This window comes from Aeromonas sp. XH, from assembly GCF_033348475.1.
Classification (GTDB): domain Bacteria; phylum Pseudomonadota; class Gammaproteobacteria; order Enterobacterales; family Aeromonadaceae; genus Aeromonas; species Aeromonas sanarellii.
In genome coordinates, this window is record NZ_CP137630.1 from 3,011,534 (window position 1) to 3,029,047 (window position 17,514).

Annotated in this window: 14 protein-coding genes; 9 read left to right on the forward strand and 5 right to left on the reverse strand. The window is 63.4% G+C overall.

The genetic code is table 11. The annotated features are described in order from the left end of the window. The first annotated feature begins 215 nt into the window (after positions 1-215). On the forward strand, positions 216-920 hold the full coding sequence (tsaA, locus tag R2B70_RS13805; protein WP_318161764.1) for a tRNA (N6-threonylcarbamoyladenosine(37)-N6)-methyltransferase TrmO: 705 nt from the start codon (positions 216-218) through the stop codon (positions 918-920). A gap of 54 nt (positions 921-974) precedes the next feature. Here tsaA and R2B70_RS13810 read toward each other — a convergent pair whose 3' ends face one another. Genes R2B70_RS13810 through R2B70_RS13820 form a run of 3 tightly spaced genes read right to left on the reverse strand, consistent with a single transcriptional unit; the run spans position 975 to position 4,156 of the window. Further along, positions 975-2,096, reverse strand: a complete 1,122-nt coding sequence (locus tag R2B70_RS13810; protein ID WP_318161765.1) for a beta-ketoacyl-ACP synthase III — start codon at positions 2,094-2,096, stop codon at positions 975-977. Between the two features lie 53 nt (positions 2,097-2,149). After that, complete coding sequence (locus R2B70_RS13815) at positions 2,150-3,313, reverse strand: vWA domain-containing protein (protein ID WP_318161766.1); 1,164 nt, start codon at positions 3,311-3,313, stop codon at positions 2,150-2,152. Continuing rightward, positions 3,314-4,156, reverse strand: a complete 843-nt coding sequence (locus tag R2B70_RS13820) for a MoxR family ATPase (protein ID WP_318161767.1) — start codon at positions 4,154-4,156, stop codon at positions 3,314-3,316. A gap of 163 nt (positions 4,157-4,319) precedes the next feature. Here R2B70_RS13820 and cysK point away from each other — a divergent pair, with 163 nt between their 5' ends. The 8 genes from cysK (at position 4,320) to R2B70_RS13860 (ending at position 12,235) form a co-directional block, all read left to right on the forward strand. Then, positions 4,320-5,288: a cysteine synthase A gene (gene cysK / locus R2B70_RS13825; protein WP_042075052.1), complete on the forward strand. Its 969-nt coding sequence runs from the start codon at positions 4,320-4,322 to the stop codon at positions 5,286-5,288. 442 nt (positions 5,289-5,730) lie between these two features. Further along, positions 5,731-5,988: an HPr family phosphocarrier protein gene (locus R2B70_RS13830; RefSeq protein ID WP_005303128.1), complete on the forward strand. Its 258-nt coding sequence runs from the start codon at positions 5,731-5,733 to the stop codon at positions 5,986-5,988. A gap of 44 nt (positions 5,989-6,032) precedes the next feature. Next, positions 6,033-7,760: a phosphoenolpyruvate-protein phosphotransferase PtsI gene (ptsI, locus tag R2B70_RS13835; protein ID WP_318161768.1), complete on the forward strand. Its 1,728-nt coding sequence runs from the start codon at positions 6,033-6,035 to the stop codon at positions 7,758-7,760. Between the two features lie 43 nt (positions 7,761-7,803). Continuing rightward, the gene (crr, locus tag R2B70_RS13840) at positions 7,804-8,313 is read left to right on the forward strand and encodes a PTS glucose transporter subunit IIA (RefSeq protein WP_010673569.1); all 510 of its coding nucleotides are present in this window, start codon (positions 7,804-7,806) and stop codon (positions 8,311-8,313) included. A 360-nt stretch (positions 8,314-8,673) separates the two neighbouring features. Then, a complete protein-coding gene (locus R2B70_RS13845) occupies positions 8,674-9,255 on the forward strand; it encodes a TetR/AcrR family transcriptional regulator (RefSeq protein ID WP_318161769.1) in 582 nt (193 codons plus the stop codon). Between the two features lie 107 nt (positions 9,256-9,362). After that, a complete protein-coding gene (locus tag R2B70_RS13850; protein WP_318161770.1) occupies positions 9,363-10,226 on the forward strand; it encodes an NAD(P)-dependent oxidoreductase in 864 nt (287 codons plus the stop codon). Between the two features lie 15 nt (positions 10,227-10,241). Then, positions 10,242-11,459 (forward strand): MFS transporter, encoded by a 1,218-nt coding sequence (locus tag R2B70_RS13855; protein WP_318161771.1) that lies wholly within the window; start codon positions 10,242-10,244, stop codon positions 11,457-11,459. Positions 11,460-11,611: 152 nt separating this feature from the next. Further along, positions 11,612-12,235, forward strand: a complete 624-nt coding sequence (locus R2B70_RS13860) for a nitroreductase family protein (RefSeq protein WP_318161772.1) — start codon at positions 11,612-11,614, stop codon at positions 12,233-12,235. Between the two features lie 254 nt (positions 12,236-12,489). Here the strand turns inward: R2B70_RS13860 and R2B70_RS13865 are convergent, their stop codons facing one another. Both R2B70_RS13865 and R2B70_RS13870 read right to left on the reverse strand, forming a co-directional pair. Then, the gene (locus tag R2B70_RS13865; RefSeq protein ID WP_318161773.1) at positions 12,490-16,245 is read right to left on the reverse strand and encodes an AAA family ATPase; all 3,756 of its coding nucleotides are present in this window, start codon (positions 16,243-16,245) and stop codon (positions 12,490-12,492) included. Next, positions 16,242-17,468 carry an exonuclease SbcCD subunit D C-terminal domain-containing protein gene (locus R2B70_RS13870; RefSeq protein ID WP_318161774.1) on the reverse strand — a complete coding sequence of 409 codons (1,227 nt, stop codon included), beginning with the start codon at positions 17,466-17,468 and terminating at the stop codon, positions 16,242-16,244. Before R2B70_RS13870 ends, R2B70_RS13865 begins: the two co-directional genes overlap by 4 nt. Between the last annotated feature and the right edge of the window lie 46 nt (positions 17,469-17,514).

Sequence of the window (17,514 nt, forward strand, 5' to 3'; positions counted from 1 at the left end):
GGCGCGGCCCGCTGCCGATGCCACGCCCGTTTTGCTTGCCCGCCCAGCGTGCGCGCTTCCAGCGCCCACCCTACGCAAGTTGGCGGCGCGATACAGCCCTCGGGCGGCCGGGATGGGAGCGGGATCACGGCAGATGGAACCGGCAGCCCGCAGGGCACGCCTGCGTTTTGGGGCCTGCTGTGCTACATTGCCGGGGTTTTCAGTCAGGATCCGCCATGAAGTTCGAAATCGACACCCTGGGTATCATCCGCTCTCCCTACAAGGAGAAGTTCGCCATCCCGCGCCAGCCCGGCCTGGTCAAATCGGCCCGCGCCCGCCTCGAGCTGCAGTCCCCCTACGATCAGCCGGACGCGCTGCGCGGCATCGAGCAGTTTTCCCACCTCTGGCTCAGCTTCGTGTTTCACCAGACCATGGCGCAGGGCTGGCACCCGACGGTGCGTCCGCCGCGCCTCGGCGGCAACGAACGGGTCGGGGTCTTCGCCACCCGCTCCACCTTCCGCCCCAACCCCCTCGGCCTCTCCGTGGTCGAGCTGCACGGGGTCGGCCGTGAGCGCGGCAAGCTGTGGCTCGAACTCGGCGCCGTGGACTTGCTTGATGGCACCCCCGTCGTCGACATCAAGCCCTATGTCCCCTATGCCGACAGCCTGCCGGATGCCCGCGGCGGCTTCGCCCCACAGGCCCCCACCCCGCCGCTGTCGGTGAGCTTCAGTGCACAAGCCGAGCAACAGCTCGCCCCCTGGCTCAGGCGCCACCCCGAGCTGCGCCAGCTGGTGAGCGAAGTGCTGGCCCAGGATCCCCGCCCCGCCTACAAGCAGGGCAAGCCGGACGACAAGGAGTACGGCGTCAGGCTGTTCGATGTGAACGTGCGTTTTCAGATAAAAGAACCGGAATGCCTGGTCTTGGCCATCGAACCCGTTTGAATAAGTCGTTGAGGCAACATGAAAAAGCCACCCAAGGGGTGGCTTTTTTGTGCATCAGCGCCGTTGCAGCAGCAGGCTGCCGATGGAGTAGCCGGCGCCGAAGGAGCAGAGCACCCCGCGGGCCCCGCTCGGCAAGTCCTGGTTGAACAGGTGGAAGGCGATGATGGAGCCCGCCGAGCTGGTGTTGCCGTAGCGGTCGAGGATGACCGGCGCCTCCTGCTGGCTGGCATCGTGGCCCAGCAGCTTGCGCCCGATGAACTGGTTCATGGTGAGGTTGGCCTGATGGAGCCAGAGCCGGCTCAAGTCATCCGCCGCCCAGCCCTGGTCTTCGAGCTGGGCGGCAATCTGATCGCACACTAGGGGCAGCACCTCCTTGAACACCTTGCGCCCCTGCTGGCGGAACAGCTTGTCGTCCCCGTAGCGGGTGCGGGGGCTGAAGCGGTTCAGGAAGCCGAAGTTGTTGCGGATGTTGTTGGAGTACTGGGTCACCAGCTTGCTCGCCACCAGCTGCCAGGGGGCCGCGACCTTGCAATCTTCTGCCCGCTCCAGCAGCACGGCGGTGCAGGCGTCACCGAAGATAAAGTGGCTATCTCTATCTCTAAAGTTGAGGTGCCCCGAGCAGATCTCCGGGTTTACCACCAGCGCCAGCTTCGCCGTGCCCGCCGCCAGCATGTCCGCCGCCGTCTTGATGCCGAAGGTGGCGGAGGAGCAGGCCACGTTCATGTCGAACGCCATGCCGCCCGCCCCCAGGTAGTGTTGCAGCTCGATGGAGAGCGCCGGATAGGGGCGCGGCATGTTGGAAGCCGCCACTATCACCAGATCGATCTCCCCCGGCTCGCGGCCGGCGGCGATCAGCGCCTGCTCGGCGGCGGCGACCGCCATCTCCACCATGATGGAGGGCTGATCGTCGGGCCGCTCCGCCATGAGCGGCTGCATGATGTCGGGATCCAGCACCCCCTCCTTGCTCACCAGATAGCGACTCTTGATGCCGGAGGCCTTCTCGATGAACTCGCAGCTCGAATGCTGTTTGGCATCGAGCTGGCCCGCATCGATGGCGGAGGCGTTCTCTTCGTTGTAGAGATCCACGTACTGGTTGAAGGCGGCCACCAGCTCTTCGTTGCTGACGGCATGGGACGGGGTATAGAGGCCCGAGCCACTGATTACGATAGGGGTCATCTTTGCTCCTGGCCGGGTGCAATCCCGGCTTGTCTGTTTTTAGGGTCAGAGGGTCACAGCCGATCGATCGCACCGGCGAGACCCGCCAGGGTCAGCGGGTGCATGCGCCCGCCGATCACGTCATTCATCAGCTTGATGGAGGGGTGCCAGAGCCACTCCTGCCTGGGCAGCGGATTGATCCACACCAGCCTGGGGAAGTGCTGTTGCAGGCGCGCCAGCCACACCTGACCGGGCTCCTCGTTCCAGTGCTCCACGCTGCCGCCGGGCCAGGTAATTTCATAGGGTCCCATCTTCGCATCCCCCACAAAAATCACCCTGTAGTCGCTGCCGTAGGTGCGCAGCAGCCGCAGGGTATCGAAACGCTCCTCGAAACGGCGGGCGTTGTCCTGCCAGACGAAGTCGTAGAGACAGTTGTGGAAGTAGAAGAACACCAGGTGTTTGAACTCGTGGCGCAGGGCCGAGAAGAGCCGCTGCACCTCGGCCACGTGGGCATCCATGGAGCCTCCCACGTCGAAGAACACCAACAGCTTGACGCCGTTGTGGCGCTCTGGCCTCAGCTTCACATCGAGCCAGCCCTGGCGGGCCGAGCTTTGGATGGTGTCGTCAAGATCCAGCTCCGAGGGGCTGCCCTTGCGAACCCAGCGCCTGAGCTTGCGCAGAGCGAGCTGGATGGCGCGCTGGCCGAGGACGCTCTCGTCGCTGAAGTTGCGATAGTGGCGCGCCTCCCACACCTTGGTCGCCCTATCATGCCGGCCCTCTCCCCCCATGCGGATCCCCTCGGGGTGATAACCACCATGGCCGAACGGACTGCTGCCCCCGGTGCCCACCCACTTGTTGCCGCCGGCGTGACGTTCCTTTTGCTCGAGCAGGCGCTGGTTGAGGGTCTCCAGCAGCTTGTCGAGACCGCCCAGAGATCTGAGCAAGGCTCTCTCCTCCGGACTCAGCAGCCGCTCGAACTCCTGGCGTAGCCAATCGTCCGGCAGGCGCTCCGGCAGCAGGGGAATGGCCTCCAGCCCCTCGTAATACTCGGCGAAGGCGCGATCGAAGCGATCGTAGTGGGCTTCATCTTTCACCAGCAGGGCGCGGGAGAGCAGGTAGAAGTCATCCAGGTCGACGCAGGCCAGTCGGGCCGCCAGCGCCCCGTGCAGGTCCAGCAATTCGCGCAGCGAGCAGGGCAGCTGGTGGCGGCGCAGGTGGAGGAAGAAGTCGATCAGCATTCAACCGCCGCGTCGCGCCAGGAAGGCGAGCTTCTCAAAGAGATGCAAGTCCTGCTCCGTCTTGAGCAGGGCGCCGTAGAGGGCGGGCACCAGCTTGCCCGGCTCCCGGTTGCGCAGCGCCTCGGGAGCGATGTCGTCAGCCAGGAGCAGGCGGATCCAGTCCAGCAGCTCGGAGGTGGAGGGTTTCTTGCGCAGCCCCTCGACGGCCCGCAGCTCGAAGAAGAGCTCCATCGCCTCGCCGAGCAGGCTCTCCTTGAGATCCGGATAGTGGAGCTTGACGATGGCCTGCATCTCGGCCTTGTCGGGGAAGCGGATGTAGTGGAAGAAGCAGCGGCGCAGGAAGGCGTCCGGCAGCTCCTTCTCGTTGTTGGAGGTGATGATGACCACGGGGCGCTGGCGCGCCCTGACCCGCTCGCCGGTCTCGTAGACGTCGAACTCCATGCGATCCAGCTCCAGCAGCAGATCGTTGGGAAACTCGATGTCGGCCTTGTCGATCTCGTCGATGAGGAGCACGGGTCGCCGCTCGGCGGCGAAGGCCTGCCACAGCTTGCCCCGGCGGATGTAGTGGTTGATCTCCCCCACCCGCGGATCGCCGAGCTGGGAGTCCCGCAGACGGGCCACCGCATCGTATTCGTAGAGCCCCTGCTGGGCCTTGGTGGTGGACTTGATGTGCCAGCTGATGAGTTCGGCACCGAGAGAGTCGGCCACCGCCTCCGCCAGCACCGTCTTGCCGGTACCGGGCTCACCCTTGATGAGCAGCGGCTTCTCCAGCACGATGGCGGCGTTGACGGCCATACTCAATGACGCCGAGGCGAGATAGCGGTCGCTTCCTGCAAATCCCATGAGATCCATTCCTTTGGTTGCCAAAGAAGCGGGTCGCCCCTCGGCAAGAGAGAATAAGTTCTATATGTTGTAATAACATATTGTTATAACGATTCGTCACTTCTCATTCAGAAACCACAGGGTAATCTTGTTTCATCGCCTTAACAAACACAGGGATAGCACCATGAGCAAAATTTTTGAGGACAACAGCCAGACCATAGGCAACACCCCGCTGGTTCGTCTCAACCGTGTTACCAAGGGCCGCGTGCTGGCCAAGATCGAGAGCCGCAACCCGAGCTTCAGCGTCAAGTGCCGGATCGGTGCCAATCTCATCTGGGATGCCGAGAAACGCGGCCTGCTGACCAAGGGCAAGGAGATCATCGAGCCTACCAGCGGCAACACGGGCATTGCCCTGGCTTTCGTGGCTGCGGCCCGTGGCTATCCCATCACATTGACCATGCCGGCCACCATGAGCCTGGAGCGTCGCAAGCTGCTCAAGGCCCTGGGTGCCAACCTGGTGCTGACCGAGGGACCGCTCGGCATGAAAGGCGCCATCGCCAAGGCCAACGAGATCCTGGAATCCGAACCGGGCAAGTACGTGCTGCTGCAGCAGTTCGAGAACCCGGCGAACCCGGAAATCCACGAGCAGACCACGGGCCCCGAGATCTGGGACGCCACCGACGGTGAAGTGGACGTGTTCGTGGCGGGCGTCGGCACCGGCGGCACCATCACGGGTGTCTCCCGCTACATCAAGCAGACCAAGGGCAAGGCCATCGTCTCTGTGGCGGTCGAGCCCAGCGAATCCCCCGTTATCAGCCAGAAGCTGGCCGGTGAAGAGATCAAACCGGGTCCGCACAAGATCCAGGGCATAGGCGCCGGCTTCATTCCGGGCAACCTGGACCTGAGCCTGCTGGACCGCGTCGAACAGGTGAGCAGCGACGAAGCCATCGAGATGGCCCGCCGCCTGATGGAAGAGGAAGGGATCCTGGCCGGGATCAGCTCCGGCGCCGCCGTGGTCGCCGCCAACCGTCTGGCCGAGCTGCCGGAGTTCGAGGGCAAGACCATAGTCGTCATCCTGCCGAGCGCCGCCGAGCGTTACCTCTCCAGCGCCCTCTTCGCCGGCGTGTTCAGCGAGCAAGAGCTGCAACAGTAGTTGATCGGCTTACATCAAAACGACGGCGCTCCTCGGAGCGCCGTTTTCATTATGCGCTAAACTCAGTAGCCATCAGTGTCAGTCGGCCCCTTATTTTTTGGGGTAAAATAACAAACTCGGACATGACAAAAAAGCAGACATTCTGTGATAAATCTCATATCCTGTGCGGCGTCACGAGGTGTTTACCGGCCAGGTATCACAAGGTAACAAAGTGTTATTTTTCGTTATAAAATAATTTCAGGCCAGTCCTGACGCGGCTTGTAGCGCGATAACGAAAAAAGACCTGGCCACAACGCCGAATACTGCACAGAAAATTGACCTGGATTAAACCATTGCAGGTCTGATTTCGTTACTTTACAACATATCCATACTGACACGGTGAGACAGGAAGCCTCATTAGCGACCATCTCTCCACACAATATCAATAATATGGGGTGAAACCATGTACGAGAAGTCTGTTGTTATTACTGCTGAAAACGGCCTGCACACCCGTCCTGCAGCTCAGTTCGTGAAAGAAGCCAAAGAATTCCAAAGCGAGATCACTGTGGTCTCCGGTGGCAAGTCCGCCAGCGCCAAGAGCCTGTTCAAGCTGCAGACCCTGGGTCTGACCAAGGGCACCAACGTGACCATCCAGGCCGACGGCCCGGACGCTCAGAAAGCCGTTGAGAAGCTGGTTGCCCTGATGGACGAGCTGGAGTAATCCAGCTTTACTCCTCCCCCACAGTCGTTTTAATAGGAAGGATTATGATATCTGGCATTCTTGCGTCCCCCGGTATCGCATTCGGCAAGGCGCTTCTTCTGAAAGAAGATGAAATCGTTATCAATCAGGGCAAGATCCCTGCCGAGCAGATTGATGCCGAGATCAACCGCTTCCTCGAAGCCCGCACCAAGTCAGCCGCCCAGCTGGAAGCCATCAAAGAGATGGCCGGTCGCACCTTCGGTGAAGAAAAAGAGGCCATCTTCGAAGGCCACATCATGCTGCTCGAAGATGAAGAGCTGGAAGGGGATATCAGATCCTTCATCAAGGACAACAAGGCATCCGCCGACAGAGCCATCTTCGAGGTGATCGAACAGTACGCCAAGATGATGGCCGAGCTGGACGACCCTTATCTGCGCGAGCGTGCCACCGACTTCCGTGACATCGGTACCCGTCTGGTCAAGAACGTACTGGGCATCGCCGTCGTCAACCTGAGCACCATCGACGAAGAGGTCATCCTGGTCGCCAAAGACCTGACCCCATCCGAAACCGCTCAAATCAACCTGAAATACGTGCTGGGCTTCGTCACCGACATCGGTGGCCGTACCTCCCACACCTCCATCATGGCCCGCTCCCTGGAGCTGCCGGCCGTCGTGGGCACCAACGACATCACCGAGCGCGTCAAGAACGGCGACATGCTGGTGCTGGATGCGATCAACAACCAGGTCATCATTAATCCGACCGCAGAACAGCTGGCCGAGGCCAAGAAGTTCCAGGCCCAGTTCCAGGCCGAGAAGGATGAGCTGGCCAAGCTCAAAGATCTGCCTGCCATCACCCTGGACGGCCATCAGGTCGAAGTGTGCGCCAACATCGGAACCGTCAAGGATACCGAGGGTGCCATCCGCAACGGCGCCGAGGGCGTGGGTCTGTACCGTACCGAGTTCCTCTTCATGGACCGTGACGCGCTGCCGACCGAAGACGAGCAGTTCAAGGCCTACAAAGAAGTGGCAGAGGCCATGCCGGACCAGCCGATCATCGTCCGCACCATGGACATCGGCGGCGACAAAGAACTGCCCTACATGAATTTCCCGAAGGAGATGAACCCCTTCCTGGGCTGGCGTGCCGTGCGGATCTTCTTCGATCGTGCCGACATCATGAACGCCCAGCTGCGGGCCATCCTGCGCGCTTCCGCCTTTGGCAAGCTGCGCATCATGTTCCCGATGATCATCTCCGTCGAAGAGTTCCGCAGCCTCAAGGCCACCATGGAGACGCTGAAAGCCGAACTGCGCGCCGAAGGCAAAGCCTTTGATGAATCCATCGAAGTGGGTATCATGATCGAGACCCCGGCCGCGGCCGTGATGGCTCATCATCTGGCCAAGGAAGTGGATTTCTTCAGTATCGGTACCAACGACCTGACCCAGTACACCCTGGCCGTCGACCGTGGTAACGAGATGATTTCCGCCATGTACAACCCGCTGTCACCCTCCGTCCTGACCCTGATCAAGATGGTGATCGACGCTTCCCATGACAATGGCAAGTGGACCGGTATGTGCGGTGAACTGGCTGGTGACGAACGCGCCACCCTGCTGCTGCTTGGTATGGGTCTGGATGAGTTCTCCATGAGCGCCATCTCTGTACCGCGTATCAAGAAGCTTATCCGCAACACCAACTTCGAAGATGTGAAGGCAATGGCAGACCAGGCCCTGAGCTATGCGACCGCCGCCGAAATCGAAGCCTGTGTAGATAACTTTATTAAGCAGAAGGCAGTCTGCTAAGATCGGCTGCAAACAGCGACAATCATCTCTAGGAGCTTTTACTATGGGTCTGTTTGATAAACTGAAGAAACTGGTTTCCGACGACAGTTCTGACACCGGCGGCATCGAAATCTTTGCTCCCCTGTCTGGCGAAATCGTGCCCATCGAAGATGTACCCGACGTCGTCTTCGCCGAGAAGATCGTCGGCGACGGCATCGCCATCAAGCCGGCTGGCAACAAGATGGTGGCTCCGTGCGACGGCACCATCGGCAAGATCTTCGAGACCAACCACGCGTTCTCTCTGGAATCCGACTCTGGTATCGAGCTGTTCGTTCACTTCGGTATCGACACCGTCGAGCTGAAGGGCGAAGGCTTCACCCGTATCGCTCAGGAAGGTCAACAGGTCAAGCGCGGTGACACCATCATCGAGTTCGATCTGGCCGTGCTGGAAGCCAAAGCAAAATCCACCCTGACGCCAGTGGTCATCTCCAACATGGACGAGATCAAAGAGCTGGTGAAGATGACTGGCGCCGTGACCGTGGGCGAGACCCCGGTAATCCGCATCAAGAAGTAAGTCAGGCTTACGCCGACCAACAGCCCAGCAGGCCTCGCCTGCTGGGCTTTTTTGTTTGTCGTCGCACATAGCCCATCACAGGCTTGTGAAGGGTCATCGGCGAGCCTCCACCACTGCGCTATCACCTCCTTCATAGGTCCACTCACGCGCGCCAGTCCCACTGTGCCTCATTCGTCCCATGCCTCCTTGGCACCCTATGCAAACTGTTGCAGGCAAGCTATCCGGCAAGCTGCACGCCCAGGTGCGGGGTCGAGCCCCCTTTCACCATACCGCCCGACGATAGGCGCCACGATAGTTCTTGACGCTTGTCAGGCCAGATCGTAGATTTACAGGAACGACCATTCCAGATAGGTGAATGCCATGCGCACCAAGACGTTCGAACCCGACGAGATTGCCGATGCCGCCATGGAGGTCTTCTGGCGACGTGGCTATGCGGCGACCTCGGTTCAGGATCTTGTCGAAGGCACGGGTCTGTCCCGCAGCAGTCTCTACAGCACCTTTGAGAGCAAGCAAGGGTTGTATCAGCAAGCGCTGATCCGCTATCAGGCCGTCACCGCATCCAATGTCGCGCTGCTGGACAGTTCTGGTGATGCCAAGGATCTGATCCGACAGTTGCTGATGCGCATCCTGGAGGACGAACTGGGTGACCGACAACGACGAGGTTGCCTGGTGGCCAATGCCTCCTTGGAACTCGCAGGCCAGGATGAAGCCATCGCCAGGCTGGTGGCACACAACTTTCAGCGCTTGCAAAAGGCATTGGAAAGACTGATCCGGCGAGGGCAACAATCGGGCGACATCCCCCCCGGAAAGAGCCCGCGGGCGCTGGCCTGGTTCTTCGTCAATACCATTCAGGGCCTGCGTGTGCTGGGCAAGGGCAGCCCCTCAGAGCAGCGACGCCAGTGCCTGCTTGACGTGATCGACACGGCTATGGATACGCTGTAGGTCCTTTATCCACCGGCATCCTGGCAGACGTGTGCCTGGGGCCGGATATTGATTTAACTAAAATTGGAATGATCGTTCCAATTATATTCATCATCAGAGGAGTCCCCATGAACGCACATCGACATGTCACCTTGGCCATACTCGGTACCGGTCTGATCGGCGCACCGATCGCACGACATTTTCACAGGAGGGGGTTTAAGGTTCATGCCTGGAATCGTACCGCAACCAAGGCCCAGGCACTGGCCTCTGACGGTATCCTGGTCTTCGACACCCCTGCAGATGCCGTGCGTGACGCCGACCTGATAGTGACAGTCCTCAAGGATGGTCCCAGCGTTGAGCAGGTCATGCTGAGCGCCGCTCCGGCCTTGAAAAAGGGGGCCATCTGGTTGCAGTTGAGCACTGTCGGCATAGAGGGCATTGACACCCTGGTGGTACTGGCCGCACAGCAAGGGCTGGTGTTCTACGATGCCCCGGTGCAGGGCACTCGGCAACCGGCTGAACTGGCCCAGCTCATCGTTCTGGCATCAGGTCCAGTCGCACAGCGAGCAGCCGCCCAGGCAGCCTTCGACGCCATTGGCAAACGGACCCTGTGGGTGTCGGAACAAGCAGGCGCCAGCAGCCGTCTCAAGCTTGCCCTGAACCACTGGGTCTTTTCCCTCACTCACGGTCTGGCCGAGAGCATGACCCTGGCCAAGGGGATGGGCGTCAATCCCGCTCTGCTCATGGATGTGGTCACGGGAGGACCGATGGACAGCGGCTATTTTCAGGCCAAGGCCGCCGCCATCCTGGCTGACAACTACTCGGCAAGCTTCACGATCGCCAATGCAGTAAAAGATGCCCGTCTGATCATCGAGGCCGCTGAGCATGCAGGTGTGCGACTCGATACGGCAAAGGCCGGCCTCTGGCGTTTTGAGCGGGTGCTGGAGGCCGGGCACGGCGACAAAGACATGGCCGCGTCCTATCTCGCCTGAGGTGATGAGTACCATATGAAGAGCGAATATCATGAGAGTCCGACACCCAAGACGATTGCGGACGCAGAGGGTCTGCCAATCGGGAAACTGCTGGCATTCACCACGGCGGGCTTCCTCGCCATCATGACAGAGACCATGCCTGCCGGGCTGTTGCCGCAGATCGGCCAGGGGTTGGGCGTATCCGGCTCCCTCGCGGGTCAGCTGGTGACGCTCTACGCACTGGGTTCCGTCCTGGCGGCCATTCCGATTGTGGCCGCCACTCGCAACTGGAACCGCAAACCGCTATTCCTGCTGGCGCTCGGCGGACTGCTGGTGTTCAACACCCTCACCGCCTTGTCCAGTCACTACGGCCTGACCCTGGGGGCACGCTTTGTCGCTGGCATGGCGGCAGGGGTGGTGTGGGGCTTGCTGGCCGGGTATGCGAGACGCATGGTGCCGGCGCACCTGCAAGGTCGTGCCCTGGCTGTCGTCGGTGTCGGCCAGCCCATCGCCCTGGCCATTGGTGTGCCATTGGGAACCTGGTTGGGCACCTGGTCTGACTGGCGCGGCGTCTTCTGGATCATGTCGGCGCTGTCGTTACTGTTGTTTCTCTGGGTATGGCTGTCGGTACCGGGCTTTGCGGGCCAGTCGGCCAGGCAGCGAGTCCCCATCCGACACATCTTCCGGGTGCCAGGTATTCGCCCGGTCCTGCTGGCTCTGTTCGTCTGGATACTGGCGCACAACATTCTCTATACCTACATAGCCCCCTTCCTCGCATCGGTTGGCCTGGGGGAATGGGTCGATGCCATGCTGCTGCTGTTTGGCGTCGCGTCCATCGTGGGGATCTGGCTCACCGGCCTGCTGGTGGATCGCTTGCTGCGCACGCTGACGCTGCTGAGCCTGGCCGTATTCACCACAGCCGCGTTGATGCTTGGCTTCTCCTGTTCATCGCCATGGGCCGTGCTGCTAGGCATCACGCTGTGGGGGCTGACCTTTGGCGGTGCGCCGACCCTGTTGCAGACCGCACTTTCGGATAGGGCGGGCGACGAGGCCGACGTAGCCCAATCCATGCTGGTGACCATGTTCAATCTCGCCGTGGCGGGAGGGGGGGTACTGGGTGGCATGCTGCTGGAACACCTGGGCGCTGCATCCTTCTCTTGGACGATGGCGGCATTGGCGCTGCTGGGCCTGTCCATCGTCTGGTCATCCCGCCAGCATGGCTTCAGGCCGGGCCACCGTGCCGCCCTGCCCTGACTGGCTCGGCCCATGCTAGCGGCAACGACGGGCTGTGGGCATTGGCCGCACTCAGGGGAGTGGTTGTGCTCATCGCCAGCCCCTCTCATGGACGCTCAGGCGTTGCGAGCCATCACACACTTCTTCCACACATTTTCTTACTGGACCATGACATGACGACAGCCATTCAGAACATCATTGACGCTCGTACTTCCATCAATCACTTTCAGCCAGACCGCCCTCTGGAGGATGGGGTGATTGCATCCCTGATCAGCCTCGCAACCAAGGCGCCCTCGGCTTACAACATGCAGAACTGGCGATTCATTGCCGTGCAGTCCGAGGCGGCCAAGCGCCGCCTGAGAGCCGCCGCCTTTGAACAGCAGAAGATCATGGATGCCTCGGTCGCCTTCATCGTCTGCGGCACCCTGGCGGCCCACTCTCAGTTGGCCGCCACCCTGCAGCCCAGCGTGAAACACGGCATCATGGCGCAGCAAGTGGTCGATGGATGGGTCAGCCTGGCCAGCACGGCCCATGAGGGGAATGTCCTCCTGCAGCGGGATGAGGCCATCCGTTCTGCCTCCCTGGCCGCCATGACCCTGATGCTGTCGGCACAGGGGATGGGGCTGGGGCTGGGGTCGTGCGCCATGAGCGGATTCGATGCTGTTCAGGTCGCTCGGGCGTTTGAACTCTCGACGAGCGAGCTACCCGTGATGATCGTCGCTGTGGGTTATCCCGCCACCAAGAACTGGCCGCAAAAGCCCCGCAAGGCCCTGTCGGAAGTGCTGTCCATCGTTTGATGCCATGACGATCCACACAGGGGGGCCCGCATCAGAGCGCGGGGGACGGCCACAAACATCTGGGCCCTGTCGATCCGCTCGGGTGCCATTGACCACTCCTCTGATGAACGACAATCCAGGCTCCATTGCTCGGTCTCGGACCAATCCAATGGTCTGTCTGATCCACAGCCCGCAGGCCAGACTTGCCGGACTGCGTCTTTTCGGCCCCCTCACAGGGGCCTTCTTGTTCATGCATGGTCATGGATGACGCGCCGTCATCCGGGCAACACCACCCGGCTTTCACCGCCGCCGAGGGCCTCCACCCGCACCTGCACGCCGATCCGCTCCACCAGGGTCTGCACGTGGGAGATGACCCCGATCTGGCGACCGGCCGCCTGCAGGGAGTCGAGGCTGGCGAGCGCCAGATCCAGGCTGTCGGGATCGAGCGTGCCGAACCCCTCGTCGATGAACAGCGATTCGACCTGGGTCTGACGCGACGACAGGCTGGAGAGCGCCAGCGCCAGCGCCAGCGACACCAGGAAACTCTCGCCACCGGAGAGGGAATCCACCGAGCGCACCTCGTCCCCCATGTCGAGATCCACCACCTGCAGCGCCAGATCGGTGCCGGGCACCCGCTCCAGTCGATAGCGGGGGGAGAGCTCGGCGAGCTGGGCGTTGGCCTCCAGCAGCAGCCGCTCCAGCGTGAGGCTCTGGGCGAAGGTGCGCAGCTTGGCGCCGCTGGCCGAGCCGATGAGATCGGACAGCCGCTGCCAGTGATCCGCCACCGCCTGCTGGGCGGCCAGCTCCTCCTGCAAGGTGCCCGCCTTGAGGGCAGCCGCCTCGGCCTGGGCCAACGTGCTCTTGCACTGGAACAACTGCTCGTCGAGGGCGCGGCAGTGCGCCTCCAACGCCGTCAACCGGCTGTCGAGCTCCTGTGGCGCCAACGCGGCCAGCTCGGGGTGATGCTCGCGGTAACGATCTCGCTTGCTCTCCTCCAGCGCCAGCGCCCGCTGCCGCTCGGTCAAGCGGGTTCGTGCCTCGGCGCGGGCATCCTCCAGCGCCTGCAAGGCGGTGCGGCGCGCCTTGAGCTCATCCGGGCTCATGGCCAGCAGGCGGCGCAGGTCATACTCGGCGATGCCGAGGCTGCTGGCGTGGGCAGCCCAGCGCCCCAGCACCTCCCGCCGCCGCCGGCTGCTCACCTGCTTCTCCTGCTCCAGATGGCTGAGACGGGTCTTGAGCTCGGTCTGGCGCTCGCGCAAGGCGCGGGCCGCCCCCTGCATCGTCTCCAGCTCGCTCGCCAGTTGCTGCAGCCGCTGCTGCCAGCGGCTCTCGACCAGGGCAATCTCCTCCCCCCCCAGACAGGCAGCGCGGCTGGTGATCAGCCCCTGCCGTTGCTGTTCATGCTCTTTGTAGTCGCGCTCGAGCTTGTGCAGCAGCTCACGCTGAGTCTGCAGACGCGCCTCCTGGGCGCTCAGGGCCGGGGTGAGGCTGGCAATCTCGCCGGTCAGCCGCTCCCACTCGCTCTGGCCGTGCAGCCAGGCCTCGCAGGCCCGCTGCCACTCGCGCCACTGCTGGCTGCCCAGCCACTGACGCCAGGGCTGGCCCCCCATCTGCTCGTCGAGCCGGCTGCCCCCCTGCTCAAGGCGCTGGCGCAGGGTCGTTTCCTGCTCGCCCATCGCCTTCACCTCCCCTTCCAGGGCGATGCGCTGGCGATCGGCCTCCTGCCACTGCTGTTCGAACTGCTGGTGCTGGCTGGCCAGCTGGCTCAGCTGCTGGCGCACGGCCTGCAACTGCTGCTGCCCCTGCTGGGCCTCGCGCAGTTGCTGCTGGCTGCGGGCCAGCCCCTGCTCCAGACTCTGACCGCGGCCGAGCAGGATGCTCATCAATTCGTTCCACTCGATTGGGCTCTGACGCAGCGGCAGCGGATGGCCCAGCAGCTCGGCACCGCCGAGCTGCTGCCAGCGCTGGGTCAGCTGCTCGGCGCGCGTCTCCAGCTCAGGCAGATGCTGCTGGCGCACCGCCAGCTGGCGGGCCAGCTCCTGGCGTTCGCTCTCGCACTGGATGTATTGGTGATTGAGCCGCTCCCACTCGAGCTCGAGGCCGCGGACGCGCTCCGTCAGCTGACCGAGAATGCCCGCCACCTGTGGCTGGCTCTGGTGATAGGGGTGCTCCTCGGCGCCGCAGAGCGGGCAAGGTTCACCGTCGCGCAGGATGTGGCGATGCTGCTCGAAACTGGCGATGGCACGGGACTGCTCCAGCGCGTGGCGCGCCTCGTCCCGTTGCAGGGCGAGCCGCTCGCGGGCCGGCGTCAGCTCGTCGCCGAGGATGGCCAGCTTGCCGAGCGCCTGCTCCAGCTGGGCGATCTCCTGCTGCAGGCGACCATGCTGTTCGCCGTGATTGCGGCCATAGTCGGCCAGCTCCAGCAGCTGGCGCAGCTGGCCGAGCTGCTCGGTCTGCCCTTGCCACTGCTCCTGCGCCTTGGCCAGGCGCCCCTCCCATTGCTGCTCCTGCAATTCGTGCTGCTGTTGCTGCAACCGCGCCTGCTCGTGCTGCCAGTAGTCCCGCTCCTGCTGCCCCTGCTCCAGCTGGCGCTGCAACTGCCTGAGGGCGCGCAGCTTGTGTTCGCGCAGGGTAAGGAGCTGCTGCAGCCTGTCGGCATCCTCGGCCCAATCCTGGATAGCGGTGAGCAAGGGCTGCCACTGGCGGGCCACCGGCGCCAGCTCCTTGTGCTCCTCAAGCCAGGCCCCCCACTGCTGGTGCTGGGCCTTGAGCTGCTCCACCTGCTGGCGCTGCTGGCGCCAGCCCTGCTCCAGGGTGAGCTGGACTTCCCGCTCCTGCGCCCCCTCCTGCTGGATCTTCTGCAGTTGCTGCAGCTTTTCCCGAATGCGGGTGTCAAGCTCCTGCGCCCGCTTGAGCTCGGGTTGCAGGGCGCCCCACTCGCGCTCGGCGGCGATCTTCTCCGCCAGCAGTTGCTGTTCGGTGAGGGCGCTCTGCTGGGTCTGCTCCTCCAGCTTGCCAAGCTCGGGGCCAAGCTCGGCCAGCGCCTTCTCCTGCTGCTGCACCTCCAGGGTGAGGCGGGCCAGCTCGTCGTGATCGGCGCGGGCCACCTGGGCCTGCTCGGCGCGGGCGAATTCCTCGCGCTCCGGGGCGGCCGCACCGTGGGCCGCCTCGGCCGCGGCAAGGGCCGCTTCCCCCTCTTGACAGGCCTGCAACTGGGCGGCGATGCGGCCGTTGAGATCCCGCAAGTCCTGCATCAGCTGCTGCTGTTGCTGCTCGTGCTTGAGGCTGGTGGCGAGGCTGACCTGCTGGCTCACCCACTGCTCGCGGGTCGCCTCGTCCATCAGCGCCACGTCGCCGAGCCGCTGGCTGATGGCGGCAAGCTTCTGCTGCTCCTCCCGCGCCCGCTCATGGGTCTGAATCGAGATGGCGGAGTAGAGCTCGGTGCCGGTCATCCGTTCGAGCAGGGCGGAACGCTCGTCGGCGCTCGACTTGAGGAAGGCGGCAAACTCCCCCTGGGGCAGGATGACGGCGCGGCGAAACTGCTCCCAGGAGAGCCCCACCAGCTCGTCGATGCGATCCTGCAGCTCCCGCTTGCTGCCACTGAACACCTGGCCCGACGCCACGTCGGTCAGGCTGCGCTCCTGGGCCTGAAAGCGCCCCTCGGCGCGGTTGCGGGCACGGCGTACCGCCCAGCGGGCCAGCCAGATGCGGCCGTCACAGCCGCGAAACTGCACCTCGGCAAAACCGCTGGCGTGGCCGCGGCTGAGGATGCCGCGCACGTCGTTGGCCTTGAGCTTCTCCTCGTCATCCATGCGGCCCACTTCGGCCACGTTCTTGCGATTGGCGATGAAGCGCGGCATCTCGTCGTAGAGCGCCAGACAGATGGCATCGAGCAGGGTGCTCTTGCCGGCGCCGGTATTGCCGGTGATGGCAAACAGGCCGGCGGCCCCCAGGGCGCCACCGGTAAAGTCGATGGAGAAGGGGCCGGTCAGGCTGGCCAGATTCTCCCCTGACAGCGACAAGATTTTCATGCATTGGCCTCCTTCACCTGCTCCAGGATCTCTTCAAACGACGCCACCAGCTCGGCCTCCGGCTCCCCGTCAAACTGACGCTGATAGCAGAGGCGAAACACCTCGCTGGGGGAAAGCTCATCGAGCCGGCGCTGGCCGGCACCGTCCGCCAGCCCCTGGCCCGAGCCCTGATAACTGGTCGTGATGCGGGCCAGGCGCACCGGCTTGTCGCCGATGGCGGCCAGCACGCGCTCGCGGATGCGGGCCTCGGGCTTGGGCAACAGCAGCCGCACCTCGAGGAAGGGCTGCGCCTGCTGCGGACAAGCGGGCAGCTCCAGCGCCTCGATGGCCTTGAGCGCCTCGTCGAGGCCGCTCTGGGGCAGCCGGATCATCACCACCGCCCGGGGCACCGGGATCCGCTCAAGGCGGGCCAGCTTGCCCCCCTCGAACGTCACCTCCAGCACCTGATGGTTGTAGTTCGCCTCGGCCAGCGAAAGCGGCAGCGGCGAGCCGCTGTAGTGCACCCCCTCGGCCGGGGTCTGGGCCAGGTGCAGGTGGCCCAGCGCCGTGTAATCGGCGGCGGCAAACAGCTCGGCAGGCAGGGCGTGCTGGTTGCCGCCGAGCACCCTCCGCTCGGAGAGCTCGGAGAGCTGGCCCGATGCCAGATAGGCGTGGCCCATGGCGATCAGGGCCTGATCCGGATGGCAGCGCGTTCGCCCCTCGCTCAGTACCGCCTCATAGACCTGGCGTACCCCTTCGATGAGTCTGTCCTGCCCCTCGCTGAGCCCTTCGGGGCGCAGATCGCTGCTACGCAGAAACGGCACGGCGGCGCACCAGGCGGCCACCTCGCCGTCCTTGCCCCGCAGCGGCACCAGCAGACGCTCGGTCTCGAGGCGCCCCTCCTCGTCCCGGCTGATGCTGCCCACCAGATGCAGGTCGAAGGCGCGCAGCAGCTCGTGGGGGGCATCCAGCTTGGAGGGAGAGTCGTGGTTGCCGCCGATCAGCACCATCTCCAGAGCCGGGTGCTCGGCGCGCAGTCTGGCCAGGAAGCGGTAGAGCTGCTGCCAGGCGCTGGCAGGGGGGTTGGCGGTGTCGAACAGATCGCCCGCCACCAGCAGGGCGTCTATTGCCCGTGTCTTGATGGTGTCGGCCAGCCAGTCGAGGAAGGCATCGTGTTCGAAGCGGCGGTCGTGGCCATGGAGTTGATGGCCAAGATGCCAGTCGGCGGTATGCAGGATCTTCATGAAAAAACGACTCGTATGGAGGTGGTGCCAGCGGCACCCGATGCAG